This is a genomic window from Methylobacterium sp. J-001 (genome assembly GCF_022829565.1).
Taxonomy (GTDB): domain Bacteria; phylum Pseudomonadota; class Alphaproteobacteria; order Rhizobiales; family Beijerinckiaceae; genus Methylobacterium.
The window spans coordinates 20,886-45,070 of sequence record NZ_JAKSYN010000170.1; the positions used below are offsets into that span (position 1 = coordinate 20,886).

Consider the following 24,185-nt stretch of genomic DNA (forward strand, 5'->3'; position numbering starts at 1 on the left):
GCCGGCAGGCGGAGCGCGACTTCGGCGTGCTCCAAGATCGTCCGGGAGCTTAGCGGATCCCCCCACTGCGCCCCGGGCCGTCAGGGCGCGCGTCCCTCGTGGTCGATCCGGTCGGCCCAGAACCGGGGTCCGGTCCACGTGGGGACGCGCACGCGCAGTCAGCCGACCTTGTGGCCGAGCTGGATCGCCTTGGCGATCTGCGAGCGCCGCTCGGCGTAGCTCGGGGCGACCATCGGGTAGTCGGCGGGCAGGCCGAACTTGGTCCGGTAGCGCTCGGGGGTGAGGCCGTGGGCGGTCAGGTGCCGCTTGAGCGTCTTGTAGGACCGGCCACCAATGAAGCTGATCAGGCCGTCCTGGCCGATCGAGGCTTCGATCTGCGCGGCCGTCGGGCCAGTCCAGGCGGAGGTCGAGCCGGCCGCATTCCCCTGAAGCACCGAGATGGCCGTGTGAACCTGGTCGATCAGAACCGGCAATTCACCAACACCGACAGCGTTTCGCGATACATAAGCAGCGACTAGTGAAGCTGTGCATTTGATCAAGTCGTAATTCGGTTCCTGAAGCTTTTCGTGAATATCGATAGCGTTCATTTTCCCCTCGCTTCAGTTCGTCGCGGCAATCAGAGTTCGGATCCGAAGATATGGATAAAATCATCGTCTCATTCCGTGGGAACTTGCGCCTGACTGCTGATTCTCCGCCAAAATTGGCAACTAACAATACGAAGTTGGGGCAATTTGTCTAGGTTTTAACTTGAATGGTCTTTGAGCATTTTTTGTTTCACGATAGCAACACTAAGTTGCTTGCAGAGCAATACGTGGCAAATAGGGTTCATTGGCAAAGGCCACGGCAGGGATATGGGCGTATAACCATCTCGCCGGGTGCTTCGCTGGCCGCGGGACGTCCGCATGACTTGCGAAGCATTGAAACCGGGAGGCGAAATCGACAGTACCTATGGCCGTATCAACCCCGCTATAGTCCGAAATCGGATCGTCATCGGAAATATTGCCGAGCAGTTTGGCCGATTACTGGCTTAATAGCCAATGAGATCGAATCTAAAATCGATGATAAGAGTGGATTTACTTGGAAAGCCACGCTTGGAGAAACCTGCCAATAGCCAGGCTGTCGAATCGGGGTCGGTGCCTGCCCTCGTGTGATCGGGGATCTGCGGCAGGCTGTTCGCCAGATACGGCGCCCTCGGCAGCGCGACACCGTTCGACTGCATCCGCCTCGTCGGCGCAGTCCGGTCGGTTCGAGGTGAGCCTGGAAGGCACCGATCTGCCTGTCGTCGTCGTGGTTGGTATCGACTGCCACTGGCTCTGGACGACGGCAATACGCTGCCGCAGCCAGCCAAGGGCGATGGCTCCTCCGCCGAGGGTATCATCTCGAACGACCGGACGTCGGCCCTCAGCGTCAGTATCGGAGGTCGCTGCAGGCCGATGCGGATCGGTTCGGGCTGGATCAAGGTCCGGTTCTCTGCCGGAAGCTCGACCGGGTCCGAGACCGACCGCTACGGCGTCTTCGCCCAGATCTCTTGCAGGCTGCCGGGTCTTGGCCGCGGTGGTTCGGACATTCCGCCAGTTCTCGTGCGGGATGACGGAGCTGCGCTGAGTCGTAGGCGGGGCGGCAGCGGCCGGTTCGGGTGAAACCGGTGCCGCTCCCAAGGTTCTTTCCCATCGGCTGGTTCGGCGAAGTCCGCTATGCCTGGTGGATACCAGGCCGGCAGGTGCAGCGGCGGCGATTCCATTAACGGAGCCCTCAGGCGACTCGTGAAAGGTACGAGCCGCAACTGTGCTTCCGAAGACGACCGGTCATGTCCCATCTCTCCTCCCTGCCGCAGCGGCATGATGGTCTCGATTCCCGTCGTCCGATCCGGGAGGGCAACGCCCGGATGGCGCCGCTCTGGCAGGTGCTGGTCGGGGGCGAGGCGGTCCGGCGCCATGCGACTCTGATCCTGGCCGCCGGCGTGGCCCTGGCCTTGTTGGGAGTGGCCGTGATGATCGATGCCTTCGCGGGGGCGGTCCACATCCCGGAACGCTGGTTCGGCCTGCTCCTGCTCCTGGACGGCCTCGGCTCGCTCGCCGCCGGCCTGATCGCCGCGGGGGCGGCCCGGCGGCTGCGGATCTTCAAGGGCCTGTTCTTGTCCCTGGCGGCCATCCTGATCATGATGGCCTCGGCTTCGAGCTTCTTCCTGCTGGCGATGCTGTTCGGCACCGCCTTTTTGGTCGACGGCGCGATCCGGATCGTCCTCGCCTACCTGCTGAAATTTCCCGAATGGCGGACCTCGGTGGCGCTCGGCGCGCTGGGCGTCGCCTTCGGGGTGTTCCACCTGCAGCCCTGGCCGACCTGGTATGTCGGAACCGTGGGCTACTGCATCGGGATGTTCCTGATCATCAACGGCGGCCGGCTGGCCCTGGCGGGCTTGCGCACGCGGCGGACGGTGTTGGAGCCGATGCCGGAGGGGGCGCCGGCCCCGGGCGCCGACAGCCTGACGGTCTATGTCTGGACCCCGACCGGGCAGGCCACGACGCCGGCCACGCAGCGGCTGGTCCGGCGCTACGTCGCCTCCGTCGACGTGGCGGGGCGCTATTCCACCGGCCATGCCGCCCTGGAACAGGGGGGCGAGCTCTACATCAGCCATTATCCCGCGGTGGAGATCGATCGCTCCCCCGCCAATCTCCGGTCGAGCCTGCGCGCCGGGCCCGAGAACGACGTCCCCGGCCGGTTCCTGCCGTCCCATCGCGCGGAGGTCGCGGATTGGTGCGAGGCCACCGTGGCGGTCACGCTGAACGGCGTCGACGGCGCCCGGCTGCGGGCGTTCTGGGAGGCCTATCGCCGCGACACCACCTACAACTTCATCAGCCGCAACTGCTCGACCACGGTCGCCCGTGCCCTGGACGTGGCGGTGGAGGGGGCGTTCAGCCGCGACGGGCATCCCTGGCGCAACCTCGCCAACGCGCTGACGAGCCCGGAATTCTGGGCCGCAGCCCTGCTGCGCAACGGCGCCCGGTCCATGACCTGGACCCCTGGCTTGGTGCTCGATTACACGCGGGCGCTCAGCGCCCTGGTCGATCCGGTCGCGCCGGTGACGACCATCGCCTGGGCGAGCGTCGGCCGGCGGTTCATCCGCAACGGGCGGGTCGGGTCGATGACCCGGCTGTACCAGCTCGCCCGGCGCCGGCCCGCCTCGGGCGCGGGCCCGACCGAGGCCTGAACTGCCTCCCTGCCGGCCGTCGCCTGCGGTGCGCGCAGGGCGGTTCCGGCGAAGCGTGACCTGCTCCCTCTCCCGCACAGGCGACACGGGTTCGAGGCGCAGGCGTTGTTGCAGGCTGCGACGCGCCTCCTCTCCCGTGCGGACTACGATGTTCACACATCGCACCGCGAACGGCGCGGCGCTCTCTCCTCCCCCTTGCGGGGAGGAGTTGGAGGTGGGGGTGGCTCAGAAGGCACCCTTAACGTTCGATCCTGCACCACCCCTGACCCCTCCCCGCAAGGGGGAGGGGAAATGCGCGGTGCTTCAAACGCTTGCCGCCGGAATGATGTGTGAATCCGCTAAGGGCCGCCGACGGGCGCCGCGCCCGGGTCAGCGGGCCGTGCGGCGGGCGGCGAGGTCGCCGGCGATGGCCTGCATCACCGACAGGGTGTCGACTTCGTCCTGCTCGGCGCCGTGGTCGCTGAGCTTCACGATCACGGTGCCGGTCTCACGGTTCACGTAGACATACTGGCCGTAGACGCCGATCGCCGAGATGTCGCTGTCGTCGCCCCCGGGGGCGTGCCACCACTGGGCCGAATACTGCCAGCCATCGACCGCCCTGCGGGCCGGCGTCTCGATCCGGTCGATCCAGCGGGCCGGGATGATGCGGTTCTGCCCGGCGCGGCCCTGGTCGGCCACCAGCAGACCGAGGCGGGCGAAGTCGCGGGGCGTGGCGTTGATGCAGCAGAACGCCTTCTCGATGCCGCCGGCCCGGTCGAGGTTCCAGGTCGCGTCCGCCTGGGCGCCCATCGGCTTCCAGATTCGCTCCGAGAGCAGGTCCGCCAGCGGCTTGCCCTCGACCCGCGCCAGGATCAGGCCGAGCAGCTCTGTGTCGATGCTGCGGTAGCGGCCCTGGCTGCCGGGCTTGAACGCCAGATGGGCGTTGTCGCGCACGAAGGCGGTGATGTCGCGCGTTAGGTACATCCCGGCGGTGCCGGTGAGCGGATGCTGAGGGTCGTAATTCTCCGGCACGGCGATTCCGCTCGTCATGTCGAGCAGGTCGCGCACGGTGATCTGGCTGAACACCGCGGCGTGGCGCAGTTCGGGCAGCAGGGCGGAGACCCGGTCGGTCTCAGCGAGCTTGCCGTTCGCCACCGCGGCGCCGACCAGCAGCGACACGATCGACTTCGCCACCGACCAGGAGGGGAACAGCGTCGCCGGGCCGGTCCCGGGGCGCTGCCATTCGTGGATCAGGACCCCGTCCTGCACCACCAGGAAGGCGTTGGCGTGCGTCTGCGCCAGCATCGTCGCGAGCGGGACCGACTTTCCCTTCCAGGGGACACGCTCCAAGATCGGGCTCGGGCGGAACGCCAGGTCGCGGGCGTGCTCGGGCGCCTGCACCACCCGGCTCGGGAACCACGGTCCGATCGCGGAGGGCTCGATGACCGCCAGGGCCGCCAGGGTGACCGGATTGGGGACGTTGATCAGCGCCGTGGCGGTCCAGGCGCAGCCCGCCGCAACGATGCCGCTGGCCGCCGCGATCACGCCCCAGCGCGTGCCCCGCCGACGCCCCGGGCGGGGGCCGGCCGAAGGCTCCGGGATCGCGGACGACGAGGTCATGATGGATCGGTATCGCTCTGGATCGTCACGGTCATCGCGCCGTCGACCGGGGTCCGGCGCGCGCGGCGACCATGATGAGGAGGCGTTAACGAAGGGCCAACCCGATCGGACGATGAATTCAGGGCTCGACCGCGTGAGCTCGGCGCGGGGGATTCGAAAATCTTCATCGCTTCGACGGAAAAGGGCTCTCGAAGTCTGGCGGCATCCTATGGGAGGAGGCCGTCCTGCACAAACGGCAGCCCGCCATCCTTGACTGACCGTCTATGCTCACCCGAAGAACTGGCTTTCATTTGAAGCTGGCTCCGTTCCTGCACAAAAGGTCTTCCGCGCGATGAACCCTTTCCTGATCCTCGGGCTCGCGATCGGCGCGGAGGTCACCGCCACCCTGGCGCTGAAGGCCGCCGACGGCCTGACCAAGCCGGGGCCGACCCTGATCGTGGCCGTCGGCTACGGCACCGCCCTGTGGCTGATGTCGAGCAGCATGAACATGCTGCCGATCGGCGTGGTGTACGCGATCTGGTCCGGGGTCGGCATGATCGGCGCAGCACTCGGCGGCGCGTGGCTGTACGGCGAGCCGATCAGCCCGACCATGCTGGTGGGGATCGCGATCATCGCGGTTGGCGTGGCCGTCCTGGCGTCTGGCCAGGGCCAGCATTGAGCCGGCTTCCCGGGGCCGCCTGGGCTGCGCTCAGAAGCGGCCCGCGATGGTGAGGCGCACGGCCGTGGGCTCGACCGGGTGGAACACGCGGTCGATCAGGCCCTCGGCCGGCTCTCCGGGCAGGCGCGAGACGTAGGCGTAGGTGATCTGGTCGGACCGGCTGTTGGTCAGGTTGAGCACGTCCAGGGAGACGCTGACCCCGTTCTCGAAGGCGTAGCCGACCCGGCCGTTGAACAGGGCGGTCGGGCGCGAGCGGATCGAGTTGTCCTCGATCAGGGGGCGCGGCCCGAAATACCGGAACCGCAGGGAGCCGAACCAGCCGAGCGGCTCGCCGAAGGTGATTCCCGCCGACGCGATGGTGGTGGGGGCTTCCGGCACCCGGTTGCCCACCGGATCGAAGTCGGAGAACCGGGCATTGGTGATCGTCAGGTCGCCTTCCAGCGAGAGCCACGGGGTCACCGCGTAGCGGTTGGTCCACTCGACGCCGAAGCGTCGGGTCGGGCGGCTCGGCTCGGTGGTGCCGGTATCGCCCTGGAACAGGTTCTCCGAGGCGAAATCGAGCCGGAACAGCGCTAGGCTGGTCTCCAGACCGGCGATCGAGTGGTTGCGCAGCCCGACCTCGTAGCCGGTCGAGGGCACCAGGAACGGCGCGCGGGCGATGTTGAACAGGGGGCTCGCCGGATCGACGGTGGCGGTCACGCCGCGCACGTCGTTCGAGTGATAGCCGCCGCCGTAATTCACGTAGAGTTCGGTGTCGAACCACGGCCCAAGGGTCAAGCCGAGCTTCGGATTGACGATACCGTCGCGGGCGCGCCCCGAATTGGCCGGCGTGTCCGAGGCGACGCGGGCGGCGTAGCCATCGGCGCGGAAGCCGAGGCTGGTGCGCAGCCAGTCGGTCCAGCGCACCCGGTTGTCGAAATAGAAGGCTCCACTGGTCTCCAGCACCCGGTCGTCGAGCACGCCCGAGCGGTATTGCCGGCGCGTCGTATTGAACAGGCCGACCCGGATGCTGTCGGTTCGGGTCTGTACGCCGATCTCGTTCTCCATCGGCATGCCAAACAGATCGCCCTGAAAGATATGCAGGGCCTCGCCGCCGCCGAGGATGCGCTGGTCGAGCTGGTGGAACTGGTCCCCGTTGACCGGGTCGTTCAGGAAATAGGTGAAGTCGTTGAACAGGTTGAGCTGCGAGCGGATCACGTAGGCTGAGGCCCGGGTCACGCCGGTGTCGTCGGTGCTGCTGAAGCGGCCCGACAATGAGAGGCGGCTCGTGTCGCCGCCATCCGTGGGGTTGATGGTGCCGTAGCGGCCGATCAACCCTTGTGTGACCGCCCGCTCGGGGATCTGATTCGTGGCGGTCCAGCGGCTGGCATAGGCCATGCCGGTGACCGAGAATCCGTCGAGCGCCGTGCCCTGGCTGTAACGGGCGACGGTGCTGATCTTGCGCAGGGCGTCGGGGACCACCCAGGGCCCGTCATAGACCTGCGCGTCAGCGGCAACCAAAAGATTGCCGTCCCCGAGCGGGGTCGAGGCGATGCTCAGGGCCCGCTTGTAGCCGAAGCTGCCGATGGAGGTGAGCGCGAGGTTCTTGGCGACGGTGTCGAGGTAGTCGATCCGGACCGAGCCGGCCGAGGCGAAATCCCCGTCGCGCACGAAATACGGTCCTTTATGGAACTCCACCGCGCCGACGAGTTCCGGGATCAGGAAGTTGATGTCGGCATAGCCCTGGCCGTGGGCATGGGTGCGCATGTTGAGCGGCATGCCGTCCAGGAACAGGGCGATGTCGGTGCCGTGGTCGAGGTTGAAGCCGCGCAGGAAGAACTGATTGGCTTTCCCCTCCCCGCTATGCTGCGTGACGATCAGGCCCGGCACCGCCTCCAGCACCTCGCCGGGACGCGTCACCGGCCGGCTGTTGAGCTGGGCGCCCGTGATCACCCCCGCGCTGGCGGAATCCACGGTCAGGAGCGGGCCGCCGATGCCGGTCACGCCGCCGACATAGCCCGCACTGGCTACGGCACCGCCCCGTGGGGGCGCGGCAGGGTCGGCGGTGACGGAGATCTCATCCAGTGTCGCCTCGGCAGCCGGACCCGGCTTCGATCGGTCCTGGGCGGATGCCGGCGGGGGGAGGATTGCGAGGCAGAGGGCCGTCAGCGCGGACAGTTTGAAGAGCGCGGGGCGGGGGACAGGACGGGACACGGGACCTCGGGCGACGGCAGTGGCACGTCACCGCGAACGAGGCCGTGCCGACCGCGCTTGCGCACGGGCGTCCCGACACCCGCCAGGACACCCCGCCCGGCGCGTTTCGCGTGTGACCACGACTGACGGCAGGTCTCCTGGCTCACGGGTCGCCGCCCTCCCGTCGTCTTCCCGGGCGAGGTGACCCAGTGACGTGGTGACGAGAAGGCTCGCCGCTTACAGTTGCGGGGGCAGCCGCGGCTTCGGGTCAATATCCCTCACCGCGTTCCCTTTTGATCCCCGAAGGGAACCGTCGCGACCACCATCGAACCAAGGTGCAGGCCGCGTCAACGCCCCGGCACCGGTTGGCGGCCGGTGTGTCTCCCGGATGACACCGGGCCCTGGGCTGAGCCTCCTCCCCGCCGCGTCATTTCTCGGACATGCGCGCCGGATGCTATGCCGGGCGGGTCCCGGAATGTCTTTAAAATGCTGACGGGAAACGATTTTTTTACGGTCGGACCGGCGGATTGGCGACGGACATTGCACGCGGCCGAAGGGATCGCGCTCCGGGCCTGCCGGGTCTGTCGGGCCGTCTGCCTGCGCCTGCGATCCGGCGCCCTCGCCGATGGACGGAGGACGGCTCGCCACATCCTCGCCGCGAACGTGCACTCAAGCTTGTGCGTACAACGACGGTGCGAGGCGAGGCCGCGATGGCGCGGGCGTCTCGCACCGAAACGCGGCTGCAGGAGGACGGAGCGCTGATGCATGCAGGGTAGCGAGAGGATTCAGATCGTTTCCGGGCTGGTCGTCCTGGCACTCGCCAGCGGTCTCGGTGCGTGCAACACCGCTTCACCCCTGACCACGGGATCGATCCCCGATCGCAAGCCGTCGATGGTTGTCAGCGATGCCGAGCGCGACTGTCTCGGCCGGGCCATGTATTTCGAGTCGAACCGCAGCGACGAGGGCGGCCTGCTGGCCGTCGGGACCGTGGTCATGAACCGGATGGAAGCCGCGATCTTCCCGGGCGGCATCTGCGCGGTGGTCGGCCAGCCTGGCCAATTCGCCCCCGGCGTGCTCACCAAGCCGATGCAGGAGCGCGATCTTCAGAAGGTCGCCGACGCGGCCGACGCGGTGCTGGCGGGCGAGCGGCACCCGAAGGTCGGGAAGGCGATGTATTTCCACACCGCGGGCCACCACTTCCCCTACAAGAACATGCACTACGTCGCCGTGGCCGGCGGCAATGCCTTCTACGAGAAGCGCGACTCCCGCGCGGCCAGGAAGGAAATGCCGGACTCCCCCGCGTTGCCCACAACGGTCTCGACCTACGCGGCGGTCCCGCCTCTGCCGGCGGCGCAATAGGCCGCTTACGGCCCATGATCCGCAGGCTCTGCCTGATCCGGTCGCGGTCCGGCAAGCTCCTGCCCGACCTCGTGAAGTGTCCGACCCGGTAGCCGGGCAAGTCAGCCGGCCTCGGATCGCGCGTCCGACGCCGAGCGGGTCCCGGTTTCCGCGGCCGGCAGCGAACTTGAGCTGGATCCTACAGTTGTCTGCTGGCATTCAGCTCGGCTCCTGCGCGGCGATGTCAGAGGATGACGGTTTCAGCCGCCTGGTGGAGGCGGTCATCGCGACGCACGCGCTTCTGCTCGCGCACGGCACGCCGACCATGCAACTCCTGTCGCGGTTGCTGCTGATCGAGATCGGCGCCGAGATCGCCCTGCGATCCGATCTGGAGACCGCCGCGAACGACAACCCCGACGATCCGCAGGGTTAGGGCGAACACGGCCGATTCATCGGTCGCGGTCTCGCCGATGTTGTCGAACGCTTCGGATTGAGCGGTACTGGCCGATGAAATGCCATCGCCAGCTGCGGCAAAACTGTTGATCGGTTCCGTCGTCCGAGGGGGCGACATTTACATCGACGGACGAGGCCTTAGCTTGTCGGTCGAAACTACCCACGAATCACGGAATTCCTCCCGATGATCGCCCACAGGGTAGCGCTCGCCGGCGCGGTTCTCATGCTGAGCATCGTGCCGGCGGCCTCTCAGTTGCGCCGCCCGATGACCTGTACGGAGGACGTGTCGGTGAGGCTCGATCCGGTCCCCGCCCCCGAAGGCGCGAAACCGCAACCGCAGCCACAACGGGCGCGGACCTTCTCGCTGGTCTCCAGCGGCGGCCTGCTGACCGTCATCTCTGCCGGCCGGTCCGACTATTACGAATGCCAGGTGGCCTCGCCGCGCTTGAACGAACGGACGCCGCGGAATGCGATCAAATGCCAGAACGGCGTGTATTTTCTTCTGATCGATCTGAACAAGCTGAACTTCGTCGAGGCACAGCTCAATCCGGAAGACCGCAGCGAGATCAAGATGAGCTACGGCAGCTGCCGGACTTTGTAGCTCACTCCATCCGGATGAGGATGTAGGCCGAGACGGCGATGACGACGACGGTGACGGCGAACAGCAGCAGCGTCTTCGCGAAGGGGTTGTCCGGCGGCTCTGGCGCGTCGTTCATGATGCTCCCCAGCCCCGGAAGGATGGTGGCGTCTACCATTCGGCTCAACGTATGAGCAGGCAATGAGCGGCGTCTGCCCAGCGTATTCAGTAATCTGCGCTGTTGGCGCCGACGAATCCGTTGCTTGCCCGGATCCGTGCTTCGGGCCGCGCCGCCGGTGCAGGCAGAGGCTTGGCCGCTCTCAACATGGTCCGGCGTGGCCGAGGTCTCTCCACGACGGCGGGAGATCACCGGCAGAACTGCGTCGCGGCCGGAGTCCATTGTCCGAATCCCGTCGCAACCATGTTGGCGACGACCCGGCAGATATACTGCTTCTGTGCCGCGTTGTTGTTCGGTCCGGCATGGGAGCGGGCCACCGCCATGGTCCAGCTGCCCTCCCGCTTCTTGAGTTCCTGGAGGAATTGCGTCGCGTATTGGACGTTCGCGTGTGGGTCGATCATGGCCTCGACCGAGCTGAATTTGCCACCGTGGTAATGGTGGTTGATCTGCATGCAGCCGAGATCGATCAGGCGCACGCCCTTGCTGCGCGCCTCCGCGAAGCGGGCGAGCACGTCCCGCGGTCCCGTCCCGAAATAGGCTGTCCCGGCGATGTTCATGGCATAGGGCTGCAGCGAGCCGCGCTTGCCGGTCTCCGTCAGACCAACGGCGTAGAGCACGCCCAGCGGCACGCCGTAGCGGGCGGAGGCGCGTCCCATCTCGTCCTCACAGACATTCGCTGCCGCCGGGACGGCGCTAGAGATAAACGCCGCTGTCACGAGGACGTACCGCTTCATCCGTCCGTTCTCCTTCGCGTCGTGGGAGGGCTTGACGCTGCGCATCCTGCCGCTGTCTGGCGCCCTCGTTGCCCGGTCGCGCGCCCCCATCGGCGAACGACGAGGCGTTCTGCTGTGAGGCCTGCTGCTGGGAGCCGCCCGACCCGCCCGCATCGGCCGGCCGAGCCTGCGCGACGCTGACTTCGGCCCGATAGCCGCTGTTGCTCAGGAGGTCGGTGAGGATCCCCGTGTCCTTGTGCAGGAGCGCGGCGGTCTCCGGCTGCGAGGCGCGCAGATGCGTCTCGAGCTGGCCGTTCGAGAGCCGCATCTCCACGGTGACGACACCCAGATCCTCCGGCCGAAGCTGGATCTTGAGCATGCGCAGCGGTCCCGCGGGGACGGCGTTGGCCCCCGGATCGGCGGGGAGCTGGCCCTGCGTGGCCGCCGCGCTCGCGCGTTCGAGTTCCTCCTTGATCGCTGTCGCGATCATCGGCAGGGATCCGCCGGGCAGGCTCGTGGCGATCCCGGTCCCATCATGCGGTCCTGCCGACGCTGCGGATTCCTCCGCACGCTCGCCGACAGCAGCAAGGACGGCCCGTTCGACACCCGACACGGCGCGGCCCTGCGCGGGTGCGATCGTCATCGGCGTCGCGGACGCGGCCTCCGCAGCGGCGGCCATGGCGATGGCGCGCCGCGGATCCGGCTCGGAGCGGATCTGGGACTGGAGCATCCGCAGACCGCGGCCCTGATCCTGTCGAAGGTCAAGCCGGGCTGCGCCGCCAAGGTCATGGCCCAGCTGCCGGCGCCCCTGCGGAACGGGGTCATGCGCCGGATGCTGACGTTCAAGCCCATCGTCGATGGCACGATGAAGATGATCGAGCAGTCGATGCACGAAGACTTCATGATCAACCAGGCCCGCAATTCCGGTGCCGACACCCATGCGCGCATGGCCGACATCATCAACAAGATGGAGCGCCAGGGCATGGAAGAGGTCCTGGACAGCCTCGCGCAATCGCGTCCCAAGTCGGCGGAGATCCTGAAGAGCCTGCTGTTCACCTTCGACGACATCATCAACATGACGCCCCGGGCGCGCACGGCCCTGTTCGATCAGATCCCGCCCGACCGAATCATCCTGGCGCTGAAGGGCACCAGCGGCACCCTCCGCAACGTCGTGCTGGGCGCCATCACGGCCCGCACGCGACGCCTCGTGGAGCACGAACTCGAAGGCGGCGAGCCGGCCGCCCAGCGCGATGTGCTCGAAGCGCGCCGCGCGATCACCGACCAGGCCCTGGAGATGGCCTCCCGCGGCGAGATCGAACTCAATCAAGCTGAGACGGAAGACACCTTCTTCAGCTGAACGGATGGGGTGCGATGTCGGACGAGGACAAGGAGAGCAAGACCGAGGCTGCGAGCGAGAAGAAGATCAGCGAGGCGCTGGAGAAGGGAAACGTCCCGTTCTCACGGGAAGCGACGATCTTCGCCTCGATCGGGGCGATCCTCATCATCCTCGTCTTCGTGGTCCGGGATCGCGGCGCCCTGTTCGTCCAGCAACTCGCCCTGCTCATTGAGCAGCCGCGGAACTTCGCGCTGGCCACCAGTCAGGACGCCGAGCAGCTCGTCGTGGCACTGGCCCTTGCGATGTGGCAGCTTCTGCTGCCCATGTTGGTGATCCTGATGGCGGCGGGTCTCGCCGCCTCGATATTCCAGAATGTGCCGCGCATCGCGGGCGAGCGCATCAGGCCGCAATGGTCTCGCATCTCGCCCGTCAGCGGGTGGAGCCGCATCTTCGGTCTTCAGGGATATAACGAATTTGGGAAAAGTATCCTCAAATTCCTGGCTATCGGCGGCGTCGTCTCTATGATTCTGCGCGCCGACCGACACGAGATCGTGAATATCATGTTCGAGGATCCGATCGGCCTTCCCGAATTGCTCTTGAGCTTGTCGGTCCGGCTGGTTTCGGCGGTCAGCGTGGCGACGATTGCTTTGGTGGCCGGTGATCTCGTCTGGACGCGCGTGAAGTGGCAGCGCGACTTGCGGATGTCGAAGCAGGATCTGAAGGACGAGTACAAGCAGACCGAGGGCAATCCGGCGGTGAAGGCCAAGCTGCGCTCGATCGCGCTGGATCGCGTGCGCAAGCAGATGATGGCGTCCGTGCCCCGGGCCACGATGATCCTGGCCAACCCGACGCATTACGCCATCGCGCTGCGCTACGATCAGGCCTAGAACGATGCCCCGATGGTGCTGGCCAAGGGCAAGGATCTGCTCGCCCTGCGCATCCGCGAGATCGCCGAGCAGCACCGGATCGAGATCGTGGTCGACAAGACCCTGGCTCGGGCGATGTACGACAATGTCGAGATCAACCAGGCGATCCCGGCGGAGTTCTACCGCGCGGTCGCCAACCTCCTCGTCTACGTGATGACGCGCAAGAAGCGCTGAGCGCGCTGCCCGAAGGGAGACCGGTTCGGCGACGAGCGCGCGTCCGATCAAACGCGGATAGCCTCTCCCAATCGCAGCGCGATCGCGAGAGGTTCCGGCGTGCCCCGTCGGAAGCCGAGGCGTCAGGCCTGGCCGCGCTTCGCCTCGCGACGGAAGCGGTGCAGGACGAACTCGGTGTAGCCGTTCGGCTGGGCCGCGCCCTCGAAGACCAGCGCCTCCGCGGCCCGGAAGGCCGGCCCGTCGATATCCGGGCCCATCGGGCGGTATGCCGGATCGGCCGCGTTCTGGCGATCGACGATGCCGGCCATCCGGCGCAGGGCCTCGGCGACCTGGGCGCGGTCGACGATCCCGTGGCGGAGCCAGTTGGCGATGTGCTGGCTGGAGATGCGCAGGGTGGCGCGGTCCTCCATCAGCCCGACATCGTGGATGTCGGGCACCTTCGAGCAGCCGACGCCCTGGTCGATCCAGCGCACCACGTAGCCGAGGATGCCCTGGCAGTTGTTGTCGAGTTCCTCGCGGACGGCCTCCGGCGCGAACGCCTCCGTGGCGAGCGGCAGCGTCAGCATGGCGGCCCGGGTCGCGGGCGCCCGGTCGCGGAGCTCGGCCTGGCGGGCACGCACGTCGGTCCCGTGATAGTGGAGCGCGTGGAGCGTCGCCGCGGTCGGGGACGGGACCCAGGCGGTGTTGGCGCCGGCCGCCGGATGGTCGCCCTTGGCGGCGAGCATCGCCGCCATCCGGTCGGGGGCGGCCCACATGCCCTTGCCGATCTGCGCGTGGCCCGGCAGCCCGCAGGCGAGCCCGGCATCGACGTTGCCGTCCTCGTAGGCCCGGATCCAGGCGGTGGCCTTCATGGCCTCCTTGCGGACCACCGGGCCGGCCTCCATCGCGGAGTGGATCTCGTCGCCGGTCCGGTCGAGGAAGCCGGTGTTGATGAAGAATAGGCGGTCGGCAGCCGCCGCGATCGCGGCCCTGAGGTTCGCGCTGGTGCGTCGCTCCTCGTCCATCACACCGATCTTCAGGGTCCGCGGTGCCAGCCCGAGCAGCGCCTCGACCCGGACGAACAGCTCCACCGCGAACGCCACCTCGTCGGGCCCGTGCAGCTTCGGCTTGACCATGTAGACCGAGCCGGCCCGGCTGTTGCGGATGGCGCCCGTCCCCTTGAGGTCGTGCAGGGCGATCAGCGCGGTGACCGCCGCGTCGAGCATCGTCTCGGGGATTTCTTCCCCGTCGAGGGTCACGGCGTCCGTGACCATATGGTGCCCGACATGGCGCACCAGCATCAGCGACCGGCCCGGCAGGGTCAGGCTGCCGCCATCGGGGGCCGTGTAGGTCCGGTCCTCGGCGAGCCGGCGCTCGATGGTGCGGCCGCCCTTGGGCAGGCGGGCGACGAGGTCGCCGCGCATCAGCCCGAGCCAGCTCCGGTACACCGCGACCTTGTCGGCGGTGTCCACGGCGGCGACGGAATCCTCCATGTCCATGATGGTCGAGAGGGCGGATTCCAGCACCACGTCGGCGATGCCGGCCGGGTCGGTGCGGCCGATCGGGCTGGTCCGGTCGATCCGGATCTCGATATGCAGGCCGTGGTGGCGCAGCAGGAGGATCTCCGGCGCCTGCGCGGCGCCGGTGAAGCCTGCCAGCGCGGCGCCGTCCTGCAGGGCGGCGCTGCGGCCGCCGCCGAGATCGACGGCGAGCGCGCCCGCGGTCACGGCAAAACCCGTGGCCTCGGCCCACGTACTCCCGGCCAGGGGCACGGCCGTATCCAGGAACGCCTTGGTCCGGGCGACCACCGCGGCGGCGCGGGCCGGGTTGAAGGCCTGCCCCGGGGCCAGTTCGCCGTCCTGCGGGATCGCGTCGGTGCCGTAGAGCGCGTCGTAGAGGCTGCCCCAGCGGGCGTTGGCGGCGTTGAGCGCGTAGCGCGCGTTGGAGATCGGCACCACGAGCTGCGGGCCGGCGATCTCGGCGATCTCGGCGTCCACATCCGTGGTGGTGACCCGCACCGCCTCCGGCTCCGGCTGCAGATAGCCGATCTCCGCCAGGAACGCCGCGTAGGCGGCCGGATCGTGCGGCACGCCCCGGCGGTCGCGATGCCAGGAATCGATATCGGCCTGGAGCCCGTCGCGCCGGTCGAGCAGGGCCCGGTTGCGCGGCGCGAGATCCCGGAGGATCGCGGCGAAGCCCGACCAGAACGCGTCCGCGCTCAAGCCCGTCCCGGGCAAAGCCTCCTCGGACAGGAAGCGGCGGAGGTCTTCGGCAACGACGAGGCCCGACATGGCGATCCCCTGGGCTGGCGCGCGCTGTTGAGAAAAACTTGAGCGGCGCGTGAAGATTCTTTGATGGCCCAGCGATAGAGCCCTTGGCTCCCGCGAAAAAGGCGCCAAAAGGGATTTGATTCTTTCCGCGGCGTTGAGAATGTCGGCCCCACCGCCATGCAAGATCACAGCGATCTGGAGATTTTCGCCCGGGTGGTCCGGGCCGGCAGCCTGACCCAGGCCGGGTCCGAGCTCGGCCTGTCGGTGGCGGTGGTCTCGAAGCGGCTGAAGCGGCTGGAGGAGCGCCTTTCCGTGCGGCTGCTCCACCGGACCACGCGGCGGGTGGCGCCCACCGATGTGGGCCAGGAATTCTTTCAGCGGATCGCCCCGATCGTCGACGCCATCGCGGAGGCCGAGACCCTGGTGTCGCAGCGGGCCTCCCGGGCGCGGGGGACGCTGCGGGTGACGGCGCCGAGCTCGTTCGGGCGGCTGCACATCGTCCCGCACCTGCGGGCCTTCTTCGCGCTCCATCCCGACCTCGTCCTGAACCTGGAGCTCAGCGACGATTTCGAGCCGATCGTCGAGCGCGGCTACGATCTCGCGATCCGGGTCGGCACCCTGGAGAGTTCCGGGCTCACCGCCGTGCGCCTCGCCCCGGTGCGGCGGGTCCTCTGCGCGCGGCCCAGCTATCTCGACGCGGCTGGGCGTCCCGCCGGCCCGGACGATCTGCGCGGCCATGTCTGCCTGGCCACCGAGAACCAGAACCCGTGGCGCCTGGTCGGGCCGGACGGGCCCTGCACGGTGAGCGCCGCCGGGCCCCTGCGGACCCATTCCAACGAGGTGGTGCGCGAGGCGGTGATCGGTGGCCTCGGCATCGCGCTCCGCTCCACCTGGGACGTGCACGCGGAACTGCGCAGCGGCCTGCTGGAAGTGGTGCTGCCCGCCTACACGGCCGCTTCCCAGGCGGGCATCTATGCGGTCTATCCGAGCCGGGCCTTCGTCCCGGCCAAGACCCGGGCCTTCATCGAATTCCTGAAGCGCTCCTACCGGTCGAGCGCCGCCTGGCCGGAGCCGTGAGGCGCCCTGCCCGGCTCAGCGGCGGGGGACCGAATTCGTGCGACGCCGGATGTGACGCGGGTCCCCTCTCCAGTGCGGGCTAAGATGTTCACATATCGCTGCCGAATGTGGGCCAAGGTTAACCCCAAGCGCCCTCCCTCCCCCGCAGAGGGGGGAGGGAGGGCGTGTGTTGGTCTCGAAGAGACTCTTTTACAGTCGAGAACCGTCCGGACCGTGCTTTTCCTTCCACAAGGGGGAGATGAGCACGTTCCACCCAGCCCGGTTGACGACATCCCCTGCTCTCACCCCGCCATCCGTAGCCGGCTCACTGCGCGAAGTCGGGATCCGTGCGGGCCAGCATCCGCTTGAACGCCGCCCATTCGTTGTCGGGGGCGCCCTGGACCGCGATGCGATCGTAGCCGGCTGCGTATTGCCCCGCGGTCTTGCTTGCGATGGCGGCGGAGGGGCGGGTGATCGGTGCGCCGGCGGCCTGGATCGCCAGCTGCGCCCGGCATGAGCGCTCTAGGTTGTGCATCAGCTTGAACGCCTCGCCGACCGACCGGCCGCAGGTCAGCAGCCCGTGGTTGCGTAGGACCATGACCGGCTTGTCGCCGAGATCCGCCACCAGCCGCGCCCGCTCGTCGAGGTCGAGGGCGATCCCCTCATAGGCGTGATAAGCGAGCCGGCCGGCGAACTGCATCGACCATTGGTTCAGGGCGAGCAGCCCCTCCTCCTGGCACGAGACCGCGACCCCCGCGACCGTGTGGGTGTGCAGCACGCAGATCGCGTCGTGGCGCGCGGCGTGGATGGCGCTGTGGATCGTGAAGCCGGCCGGGTTGATGCCGAGCCCCATCGGATCCTCGAGCACGCGCCCGTCGATATCGACGGTGACGAGATTCTGGGGCGTCACCTCCTCGAAGCGCAGCCCGTAGGGATTGATCAGGAACCGATGGCCCTCCCCCGGCAGCCGCGCCGAGATGTGGGTGTAGATGCTGTCGTCGAGGCCGAGCCGGTGGATCAGCCGGTAGGCCGCCGCTAGGTCGAACCGCATCGCCTGGATCGCGGCGGGGTTGGCCTCTTGGTCCGGGGCGCTGGAATGGGCGGCTGCGATCATGCGACGGCTCCTGGCTTGGTGAGCGAGATCGCCGACAGGGTGCACCAGGGGCCGCTGGCCGGCAATGCGTCGGCGCCGATCGAGGGAATCCGGGATTCACAAGGTCCTGGACCTTGCGCGGGTCCAGGGCGGAGCCCTGGTTCATCGGGGCTCCGCCCCGAACCCCGCCAAAGGGCTCGCCGTTTGGGAACCCCTTCCCCGGTCTGTCCCTTGACAATGTTCCTATTTTGTGCTCATGGTCTCTCGCCCGCCGCGACGCGTCGTGAGACGTCTCGGGGCGCCGATCCGGTCAGCCGCCGGGTCGGCGGCGGTGGGCCGGTGCCTGCGTCTGCCGTCGGCTGCGGCAGGCCCGGGCGCGGGAACGCGACACCCCCCGGCTCGGGCTGGGCGGCGGCCGGCGGAGGAAATGCCAATGGCCGTTCAGAGGCCTGAGGGCGACCCTGTCCTGGGCGGTGCGGCGGTTCTGCGGCGCCCTCTACTACGAGGGGGCGTGCGACGAAGGCTCGCTCGGAAGCGCTGAGGGGCGATGAGCACCTCGGGACTGGAACTTAGCGCAGGCGGGTTCCCGCGTGACGGACATCGGACGAAAAAACGGATCTGAATGCGCGGCCGGCCGGTTGGCGGCAGCGCCTTCGATCCGCGGGACGCCGGGAAGCCGGCTCTTTGTGCAACGTTGCGTTCGGGCTTCGCGGCGTCCCGCGTCACCCCGGTTGCGACTGGGTGTTTGGGCCATGCTCCCGGCGGGTTGCCGCGTGGGGTCGATGACGCGTGTCCGGATGCGGCAGCGCGCAAGGAACGGGACACCGTGCCGGGACGCTCCGCGATCAGGCCACGGCGTCGAGACGCACCGTGCCCGCGTGCAGGAAGCACGCCTTGGTGAAGAGGCTCAGATCCACCGGGTTCGGCAGACGGATATCGGAGAGCTGCGGCAGGGGCCGGTTCGCGGGGTCGAAGGCGCGGTCGATCTGGGAGAGCGCCACTACGATCGCCGATGTGTCGCGCGCCAGGGTCTTGAGGTCCCGCACTTGAACGTCGAGTTCGGGATTGCTGCGCTTCTGGTCCAGGATCTGGAGATAGTCGATCACCACGAAGCTGCCGCCGCGACCGTCCTGAACCCGGTCCGCGATGTAGCGCGCGCAGATCCGGTCCGAGGTATCGACAATCAGCGGGATCGGCGCGCCCTCCCCGCGCAGGGAGCGGATCCGGGCCTGTACGGCGGCCTTGCTCGATTCGAGGCTGAAGAAGAAGCTGCGGCACTCAGCCTGCGCCGCTCCAAGGGCGAGGCCCAGACCCAGAAGCGTCTTGCCATGCCCGGGGCGTGCACCGAGCAGAACCAAGTCGCCGGGACTGAGAGCCGCAAAGATCCGCTGCGTCGGGCGCGATGCGGGGTGCGACCCGGACAGATAGCTCCAGCTCCGGTAGCCCTCCCGTTGGGCGATCCGGTCGAGGGCGTGGTGGAGCGGCGCGTTCGACCCGCGCGCAAGCAGCTTGGCTTGGCGCCTGAGCCGGAAAATGGGAGCGGACAGAGTCATGCAAGGACCTCCTCGTCCGAGCGATATCCGCAATCCCTCCTGATGCGTGCTCGAACGGAGTCGGCGCAATGCGTGGAAGGCCCTGCATGGGAGATGCTTCCCCGATTCGGAGGGGGGCGGCATGGGCCGTGCCGTCTTGTGATACTGCGCAACCGCGTAGCCGAAGGCAAGCGGACCACGACCGGCCGCGCGGGCGATCGGCGCCTGTTCGCCAGCCCCTGCTCAGAACGTCCCAGGATAGGCCCCGCCATCCATCAGTAGGTTCTGGCCGGTGATGAACCCGGCCTGCTGGCTGCACAGGAACGCGCAGGCGGCGCCGAACTCGTCCGGACGGCCGAAGCGCCCCGCGGGGTTGTCGCGAGCCCGGGCTTCGAGGAATGCCTCCACGCTGGTGCCGGCCTTGGCGGCGCCGGCGGCGGCGTTGCTGCGGATCCGGTCGGTGTCGAACGGGCCGGGCAGGAGGTTGTTGAGCGTCACGTTGTGCCGCACCGTCTGGCGGGCGAGGCCGGCCACGAAGCCCGTAAGCCCCGAGCGGGCGCCGTTCGACAGGCCGAGATGCGCGATCGGCGCCTTCACGGCCCCGGAGGTGATGTTGACGATCCGGCCGAACTTCCGCCCGATCATGCCGTCGACCGTGGCCTTGATGAGCGCGATCGGTGCCAGCATGTTGGCGTCGAGCGCCCGGATCCAGGCGTCGCGGTCCCACTCGCGAAAATCCCCCGGGGGCGGGCCGCCGGCATTGGTGACCAGGATGTCGGGCTCCGGACAGGCGGCGAGCGCGGCGGCCCGGCCGGCCTCGGTGGCGATGTCGCCGGCCACCACGGTCACCGCCGCGCCGGTCTCCCGGCGGATGGCGTCGGCGGTCGCCTCCAGGGTCTCCCGGGTGCGGGCCGTGATCGTCACCGCGACGCCCTCGCGGGCGAGCGCTAGGGCGCAGCCCCGGCCGAGCCCCTTGCTAGCCGCGCATACGAGGGCCCGGCGCCCGCTCAAACCCAGATCCATCGATGCCTCCGAGAACCGGCCCTCCCAGGGAGGGCTTCCGCGAGCGTGATACCGCGCCGAATTCGCAGGCGTCACCCGGGCTCGGGTTGGGAGATCCGCGGGCATGGGATGATCATCTGCCGGGTTCATCCGGAAGTATTACTGAACCCGATGCGATATACGCGATTGACCAGTCATGGAGGTGACCATGACGACACTGCGTACTCCGGTTGTCGGATTCGTGCTCTATATCCTGTCGGCCGGACTGGCGGCGGCGCAGCCGGCCGTCACCGGAACCGGCGGCGATCCGCTCACCACCGAGAAGGCGCCGAACACCACGGCGCTCGGGCAGACCAAGCCGCCGAGCCGGGCCGCCAGCCCGGTCGCGACCAAGCCGATCGAGCGCCGGACGCCGCGCCAAGCCGCGGACGACGCGATCAGCACCCGGATCTGCATCGGCTGCCGCCCGGATCCCGGCACCACCGGCTCCCTGCCGGGTGCCACCGCCTCGGTTGCCCCGATCGCTCCGGCCGCGGGCAAAGGCGACGTGAAGCTCGACGAGCTTCGGACCCTGGCCGAACCCAAGCAGCAATCCGACCTCGACACGCTCCCCCTGGCCTCGGCGCATCGCGAGCAGGCGAGTTCGGCCCAGGAGAGGACCGACGGCCTCTGGCAATCGTGGCTCGTCTCGGTCTGCGCCGGCTGCGGCGATCAGAAGCCGGCCCGGGCGCTGAAGCTCGAGGATTGGCCGAACCGGGAGGCTGCGGCGACCCCGGGCGCGGGCGACCGCAGGCCGCCGCCGACCCCGGTGCGAGCCGCCGAGAGCGCTCCGCACCGGAGCCTCGCGGCGGATCTCTCGCCGGAGAACATCACTGGGATCCGCCGCATGCCCTGAGGGGGGCGGCGCTCACCAGGTGCGCAGATCGCGGCGCGACGGCGTGTCTGGCACCTCGTCGAGGCCGGGGGCCACGAACCCGGCCCAGAGCAGGGCTCCGACGCCGGTGAGCAGCGGGGCGGTGATACTGAGAACGAGGCTGAGGGTCACGGCGGCCTGCTCGCTGGACAGCTTCGAATTGTCCGAATGCAGCAATCATCGCCAGGAAGTGTTGTTTTGACCTTAAGATGATCGGTCGGTTTGGCGGCGTGCCGTGTCTTTGTGCGTGGCGCAAAGCGATTTCGCGCATTACCTCCGAACGGTGCAGGTCCCGGGATCGCTCCGCCACCCCACCGCGGTGACGGCGTGGGACGATGGCGCGCCGACGGCCGGTTCTGTGCGTGCCCTGCCCGCTCAGCCCATGTCGCCCGAGACCTCGGGTCTCGCCGATAGGGGCGGCCCTGTTCGTGTCCGTCGCCCGAACCGGATCGGTCGGGCCGGGGGCACCGGCGAGGCGGGCGAGCAAAGCTCCCCCTCCCGCCTCGCCGGTACTGACCGGCGCGGGGGTTACGCAAGTCAGTAATCTTCGTCTAGCATTCTCACTATGGAGTCGCCAATCAGCGGTTTATACGGAGCGATATAGCAGAGATCGCTTTTTGGCTTGATCCTGTACTGTGTTGAGATGGCTTCATGGCGACCCTTCTCGCGGATCCGTTCGGCCGTCAGCTCTTGAGCCTGCTCACCGCGGAGTACGGCCTGCCCGGTGATCCCGGGCGGCGGGCCCTCCGGCACGAGCTGCAGCAGCTTCAGCTGCGCGCCGAGGCCGGGAGCGCGCCGCGACCGGTGCGGATGGCGATCCGCGCGGCGCTCTCGGCGCTCCGGGCGGAGTTTTCGGGGCCCTGCCCCGTCGTTCCGGCGGCGGCCGTGCCCGAGTGCCGCGCCGTCGAAGGCGGCCCCCAGCCCGCGCTGTGACGCGCGCAACGGCCGGGGCGCTCGGCACTCTTCATCGGGCTGTTACAACCGAGACTTAAAGCCATCCTGCGCGACATCATCTCGGGAGATAAGGCGGATGCCGGCCCATTATTGTATTAACCCGCTCGATCCCTATGCCGAGCAGGAAGTGCTGGTCACCTACGACGATCATCGGCCGTTCGTGTCGGTCCGGTCGGCGATCGACGAGGACGGTTACGACATCCTGGCCGACCTGTCCGAGGAATGCGTCCGAATCCTACAGCTCGAGATCGCCGTGTATCACGGCCATAGCGAGCCCTATGCCTGGGCGCAGCATGCGGTCGACGTGGTCGCCGCTCCCGCCGCGTGAGCCCGGCGCGGCCGCGTCAGGGCCGGGTCGGCTCGGCGGCGAGCGCCCCGAACTCGCTGACCATGCATTCGTGCATGCGCCGCAGCCACATATGCGCCTCCGTGGCCCGGGCTTCCGCCCGGTCGGCCCGCTCGGCCGCCAAGCGGACCTGTTCCTCGGCCCGCTCCGCACGGGTGACCGCTTCGCGCATCGTCGCCTCGGCATGGCGGGCCCGGTCCTCGGCCGCCCGCGCCGCCGCATCCGAGTCCCGCACCGCGCGCTGCGCCTCTCGGACCGAGTCCCGCGCGCGCTTCTGCATCTCGCGGACCCGGGCCGCGACGCCCCGGACCGCCAGCAGCGAGGCCGACCAATCCTCGTCCTCGGCGGCCGCGGCGGTGTCGGCTCCGGAGAACAGCGCGATCACCCGGTCCATCGGATCGGCCTCCGGGGGGATCGTTTGCGCTCGGGCCGGGCTGCTCATGCGGCGGCCTGATCGGTCAGGTCGGAGAACTCGGACATGATCGCGTCCTGGACCCGGGCCAGCCATTCCTCGGCGTGCCGGGCGCGCTCCTCCGCCGCCCGGGCGCGGGCCTCGGCAGCCTTCGCACGCTCTTCGGCGGCGATGACCTGTGCCTCGGCGCGGACCTGCGCTTCCCGCGCCTGAACTTCAGCGATCCGGGCCCGTTCATTCGACGCATTGATGTCGTCGCGGACCTGCTCGAGCACGTGCTCGATCCGCTCCTCGCGCTCCCGGGCCTGCGCCTCGACCTCGCGCGCCTGGCGGGCCGCGGCCTGCACCCGGTGGATCAGCGTGTCCCAATCCTGCGGCGACGATTGCGGCGTCGGCGCCTGGGCCTGCTCGTTCAGCGACGAGACGACCCGCAGGACGTTGCCGAGGCTGGCCTCGGGGACGGCATTCGGCTCGCGCTTCGACTTGTCGACGGTGCGGAAGCGCGGATCGTTCAACAGCCGCTGCAGTTCGCTCACGGGGCGCTCTCTCCCTGCCGGTAGACCTGGGCGATGATTTAACTGATCGGAATGATTAACAAATCGTTAAAACCGAGTCCACGAGGTGAGGCTTTGTTAACACAGGCTAGCCTCTATGCTAGAATTCGCGGGACACGGCCGGGCGGCGCGGGCGTATCCGCGACGCCGGAAGACCCGGCCCCCCGGCCGGCCGCGGAACTGTATGCGACGCTCCCGGCTTCCCCCCAGATCGAATGGCCTGCGGGAGGAACAGCCTGATGCGGAACGGTGCCCAGGATCGAGGCCCGACCGCGTCCGGTCCGGATCAGGACCCGACGCGCGGGTTCACTGACGCCTTGCGTGATCAGGCGCGGGGCTACGCGGCCAAGCGCCAGGCCGACGCGGCGCGGGTCGTCGCGGATGTCGGCGACGCCATCCGGGACACGGGCGCCGGCTTCGACGGGCTTCCGCAGCTGAAGTCGTTCTTCGATCAGGCCGCCCTCGGCGTCGACGGGCTGGCCGAGGATATCGGTCGCCGCTCCTTCGGTGAGATGTACGACGAGGTCCGCGCGGCGGCCCGGCGCCGGCCGGCTCTGACCGCGGCCGCCGCCATGCTGGCCGGCTTCGCGCTCTACCGGCTGATCAACACCCCCGGGATCCGGCCGGTCCCTCGCTCCCGGGCCCTGGTTCCGGTCGATGTCCTACCGACGCCGGATATCTGAGGCCGGCGTCGGAGCCGTCTCTCGCTGAACCGCCCCGCGTCGGCAACGCGCGTGCCAGG

General features: G+C 68.5%; 23 protein-coding genes, 1 pseudogene and 1 riboswitch. Of the genes and pseudogenes, 12 read left to right on the plus strand and 12 right to left on the minus strand.

Annotation, left to right across the window (positions count from 1 at the left end):
* Positions 1-158 precede the first annotated feature (158 nt).
* Positions 159-587: a MucR family transcriptional regulator gene (locus MKK65_RS21755; protein ID WP_058193561.1), complete on the minus strand. Its 429-nt coding sequence runs from the start codon at positions 585-587 to the stop codon at positions 159-161.
* 1,220 nt (positions 588-1,807) lie between these two features.
* On the opposite strand from MKK65_RS21755, the gene MKK65_RS21760 reads away from it, so the two are divergent.
* Positions 1,808-3,208: a DUF4105 domain-containing protein gene (locus tag MKK65_RS21760; RefSeq protein WP_243960177.1), complete on the plus strand. Its 1,401-nt coding sequence runs from the start codon at positions 1,808-1,810 to the stop codon at positions 3,206-3,208.
* A gap of 369 nt (positions 3,209-3,577) precedes the next feature.
* Here MKK65_RS21760 and MKK65_RS21765 read toward each other — a convergent pair whose 3' ends face one another.
* The gene (locus MKK65_RS21765) at positions 3,578-4,807 is read right to left on the minus strand and encodes a serine hydrolase domain-containing protein (RefSeq protein WP_058193563.1); all 1,230 of its coding nucleotides are present in this window, start codon (positions 4,805-4,807) and stop codon (positions 3,578-3,580) included.
* Between the two features lie 331 nt (positions 4,808-5,138).
* Here MKK65_RS21765 and MKK65_RS21770 point away from each other — a divergent pair, with 331 nt between their 5' ends.
* Positions 5,139-5,465: a DMT family transporter gene (locus MKK65_RS21770; protein ID WP_058193564.1), complete on the plus strand. Its 327-nt coding sequence runs from the start codon at positions 5,139-5,141 to the stop codon at positions 5,463-5,465.
* A 30-nt stretch (positions 5,466-5,495) separates the two neighbouring features.
* Here the strand turns inward: MKK65_RS21770 and MKK65_RS21775 are convergent, their stop codons facing one another.
* Complete coding sequence (locus tag MKK65_RS21775) at positions 5,496-7,529, minus strand: TonB-dependent receptor (RefSeq protein WP_243960189.1); 2,034 nt, start codon at positions 7,527-7,529, stop codon at positions 5,496-5,498.
* Positions 7,530-7,767: 238 nt separating this feature from the next.
* A riboswitch (cobalamin riboswitch) is annotated at positions 7,768-7,967 on the minus strand.
* Positions 7,968-8,402: 435 nt separating this feature from the next.
* On the opposite strand from MKK65_RS21775, the gene MKK65_RS21780 reads away from it, so the two are divergent.
* The 3 genes from MKK65_RS21780 (at position 8,403) to MKK65_RS21790 (ending at position 10,029) form a co-directional block, all read left to right on the plus strand.
* Positions 8,403-8,996 carry a cell wall hydrolase gene (locus MKK65_RS21780; RefSeq protein ID WP_058193565.1) on the plus strand — a complete coding sequence of 198 codons (594 nt, stop codon included), beginning with the start codon at positions 8,403-8,405 and terminating at the stop codon, positions 8,994-8,996.
* A gap of 184 nt (positions 8,997-9,180) precedes the next feature.
* Positions 9,181-9,408, plus strand: a complete 228-nt coding sequence (locus MKK65_RS21785) for a hypothetical protein (protein WP_243960178.1) — start codon at positions 9,181-9,183, stop codon at positions 9,406-9,408.
* Between the two features lie 204 nt (positions 9,409-9,612).
* A complete protein-coding gene (locus MKK65_RS21790; RefSeq protein WP_243960179.1) occupies positions 9,613-10,029 on the plus strand; it encodes a hypothetical protein in 417 nt (138 codons plus the stop codon).
* A 342-nt stretch (positions 10,030-10,371) separates the two neighbouring features.
* Here MKK65_RS21790 and MKK65_RS21795 read toward each other — a convergent pair whose 3' ends face one another.
* Complete coding sequence (locus MKK65_RS21795; RefSeq protein ID WP_243960180.1) at positions 10,372-10,917, minus strand: transglycosylase SLT domain-containing protein; 546 nt, start codon at positions 10,915-10,917, stop codon at positions 10,372-10,374.
* Positions 10,877-11,386, minus strand: a complete 510-nt coding sequence (locus tag MKK65_RS21800) for a flagellar hook-length control protein FliK (protein WP_243960181.1) — start codon at positions 11,384-11,386, stop codon at positions 10,877-10,879. Before MKK65_RS21800 ends, MKK65_RS21795 begins: the two co-directional genes overlap by 41 nt.
* 45 nt (positions 11,387-11,431) lie before the next feature.
* On the opposite strand from MKK65_RS21800, the gene MKK65_RS21805 reads away from it, so the two are divergent.
* Together MKK65_RS21805 and flhB are read left to right on the plus strand one after the other, a co-directional pair.
* Positions 11,432-12,253, plus strand: coding sequence for a FliG C-terminal domain-containing protein (locus tag MKK65_RS21805; RefSeq protein WP_243960182.1), 822 nt, complete (start codon positions 11,432-11,434; stop codon positions 12,251-12,253).
* 14 nt (positions 12,254-12,267) lie between these two features.
* Positions 12,268-13,332: pseudogene (gene flhB / locus MKK65_RS21810) on the plus strand (flagellar biosynthesis protein FlhB).
* Positions 13,333-13,454: 122 nt separating this feature from the next.
* Here flhB and MKK65_RS21815 read toward each other — a convergent pair.
* A complete protein-coding gene (locus MKK65_RS21815) occupies positions 13,455-15,602 on the minus strand; it encodes a malate synthase G (RefSeq protein ID WP_243960183.1) in 2,148 nt (715 codons plus the stop codon).
* Positions 15,603-15,758: 156 nt separating this feature from the next.
* Here MKK65_RS21815 and MKK65_RS21820 point away from each other — a divergent pair, with 156 nt between their 5' ends.
* Entirely contained in the window at positions 15,759-16,658 is a 900-nt protein-coding gene (locus tag MKK65_RS21820; RefSeq protein WP_058193570.1) for a LysR family transcriptional regulator, read from the plus strand.
* A 304-nt stretch (positions 16,659-16,962) separates the two neighbouring features.
* On the opposite strand, the gene MKK65_RS21825 is transcribed toward MKK65_RS21820, so the two are convergent.
* From MKK65_RS21825 to MKK65_RS21835, 3 genes are all read right to left on the minus strand, one after another.
* Positions 16,963-17,751 (minus strand): class II aldolase/adducin family protein, encoded by a 789-nt coding sequence (locus tag MKK65_RS21825; RefSeq protein ID WP_058193571.1) that lies wholly within the window; start codon positions 17,749-17,751, stop codon positions 16,963-16,965.
* An 824-nt stretch (positions 17,752-18,575) separates the two neighbouring features.
* The gene (locus tag MKK65_RS21830) at positions 18,576-19,283 is read right to left on the minus strand and encodes a DNA helicase (RefSeq protein ID WP_243960184.1); all 708 of its coding nucleotides are present in this window, start codon (positions 19,281-19,283) and stop codon (positions 18,576-18,578) included.
* Between the two features lie 222 nt (positions 19,284-19,505).
* Positions 19,506-20,285, minus strand: a complete 780-nt coding sequence (locus MKK65_RS21835; RefSeq protein WP_243960185.1) for an SDR family oxidoreductase — start codon at positions 20,283-20,285, stop codon at positions 19,506-19,508.
* A 187-nt stretch (positions 20,286-20,472) separates the two neighbouring features.
* Here MKK65_RS21835 and MKK65_RS21840 point away from each other — a divergent pair, with 187 nt between their 5' ends.
* Entirely contained in the window at positions 20,473-21,159 is a 687-nt protein-coding gene (locus tag MKK65_RS21840; protein WP_058193583.1) for a hypothetical protein, read from the plus strand.
* Between the two features lie 12 nt (positions 21,160-21,171).
* Here MKK65_RS21840 and MKK65_RS21845 read toward each other — a convergent pair whose 3' ends face one another.
* Positions 21,172-21,309 (minus strand): hypothetical protein, encoded by a 138-nt coding sequence (locus MKK65_RS21845; protein ID WP_201025793.1) that lies wholly within the window; start codon positions 21,307-21,309, stop codon positions 21,172-21,174.
* A 519-nt stretch (positions 21,310-21,828) separates the two neighbouring features.
* On the opposite strand from MKK65_RS21845, the gene MKK65_RS21850 reads away from it, so the two are divergent.
* A complete protein-coding gene (locus MKK65_RS21850) occupies positions 21,829-22,110 on the plus strand; it encodes a hypothetical protein (RefSeq protein WP_058193575.1) in 282 nt (93 codons plus the stop codon).
* A 97-nt stretch (positions 22,111-22,207) separates the two neighbouring features.
* The gene (locus tag MKK65_RS21855) at positions 22,208-22,459 is read left to right on the plus strand and encodes a hypothetical protein (RefSeq protein ID WP_243960186.1); all 252 of its coding nucleotides are present in this window, start codon (positions 22,208-22,210) and stop codon (positions 22,457-22,459) included.
* Between the two features lie 16 nt (positions 22,460-22,475).
* Here MKK65_RS21855 and MKK65_RS21860 read toward each other — a convergent pair whose 3' ends face one another.
* Together MKK65_RS21860 and MKK65_RS21865 are read right to left on the minus strand one after the other, a co-directional pair.
* Entirely contained in the window at positions 22,476-22,919 is a 444-nt protein-coding gene (locus MKK65_RS21860) for a hypothetical protein (RefSeq protein ID WP_243960187.1), read from the minus strand.
* Positions 22,916-23,425 carry a hypothetical protein gene (locus MKK65_RS21865; RefSeq protein WP_082643285.1) on the minus strand — a complete coding sequence of 170 codons (510 nt, stop codon included), beginning with the start codon at positions 23,423-23,425 and terminating at the stop codon, positions 22,916-22,918. The genes MKK65_RS21860 and MKK65_RS21865 overlap by 4 nt, the downstream gene beginning before the upstream one ends.
* A gap of 257 nt (positions 23,426-23,682) precedes the next feature.
* Between MKK65_RS21865 and MKK65_RS21870 the strand changes: the two genes are divergently transcribed.
* The gene (locus MKK65_RS21870; RefSeq protein ID WP_058192892.1) at positions 23,683-24,126 is read left to right on the plus strand and encodes a hypothetical protein; all 444 of its coding nucleotides are present in this window, start codon (positions 23,683-23,685) and stop codon (positions 24,124-24,126) included.
* Positions 24,127-24,185 lie beyond the last annotated feature (59 nt).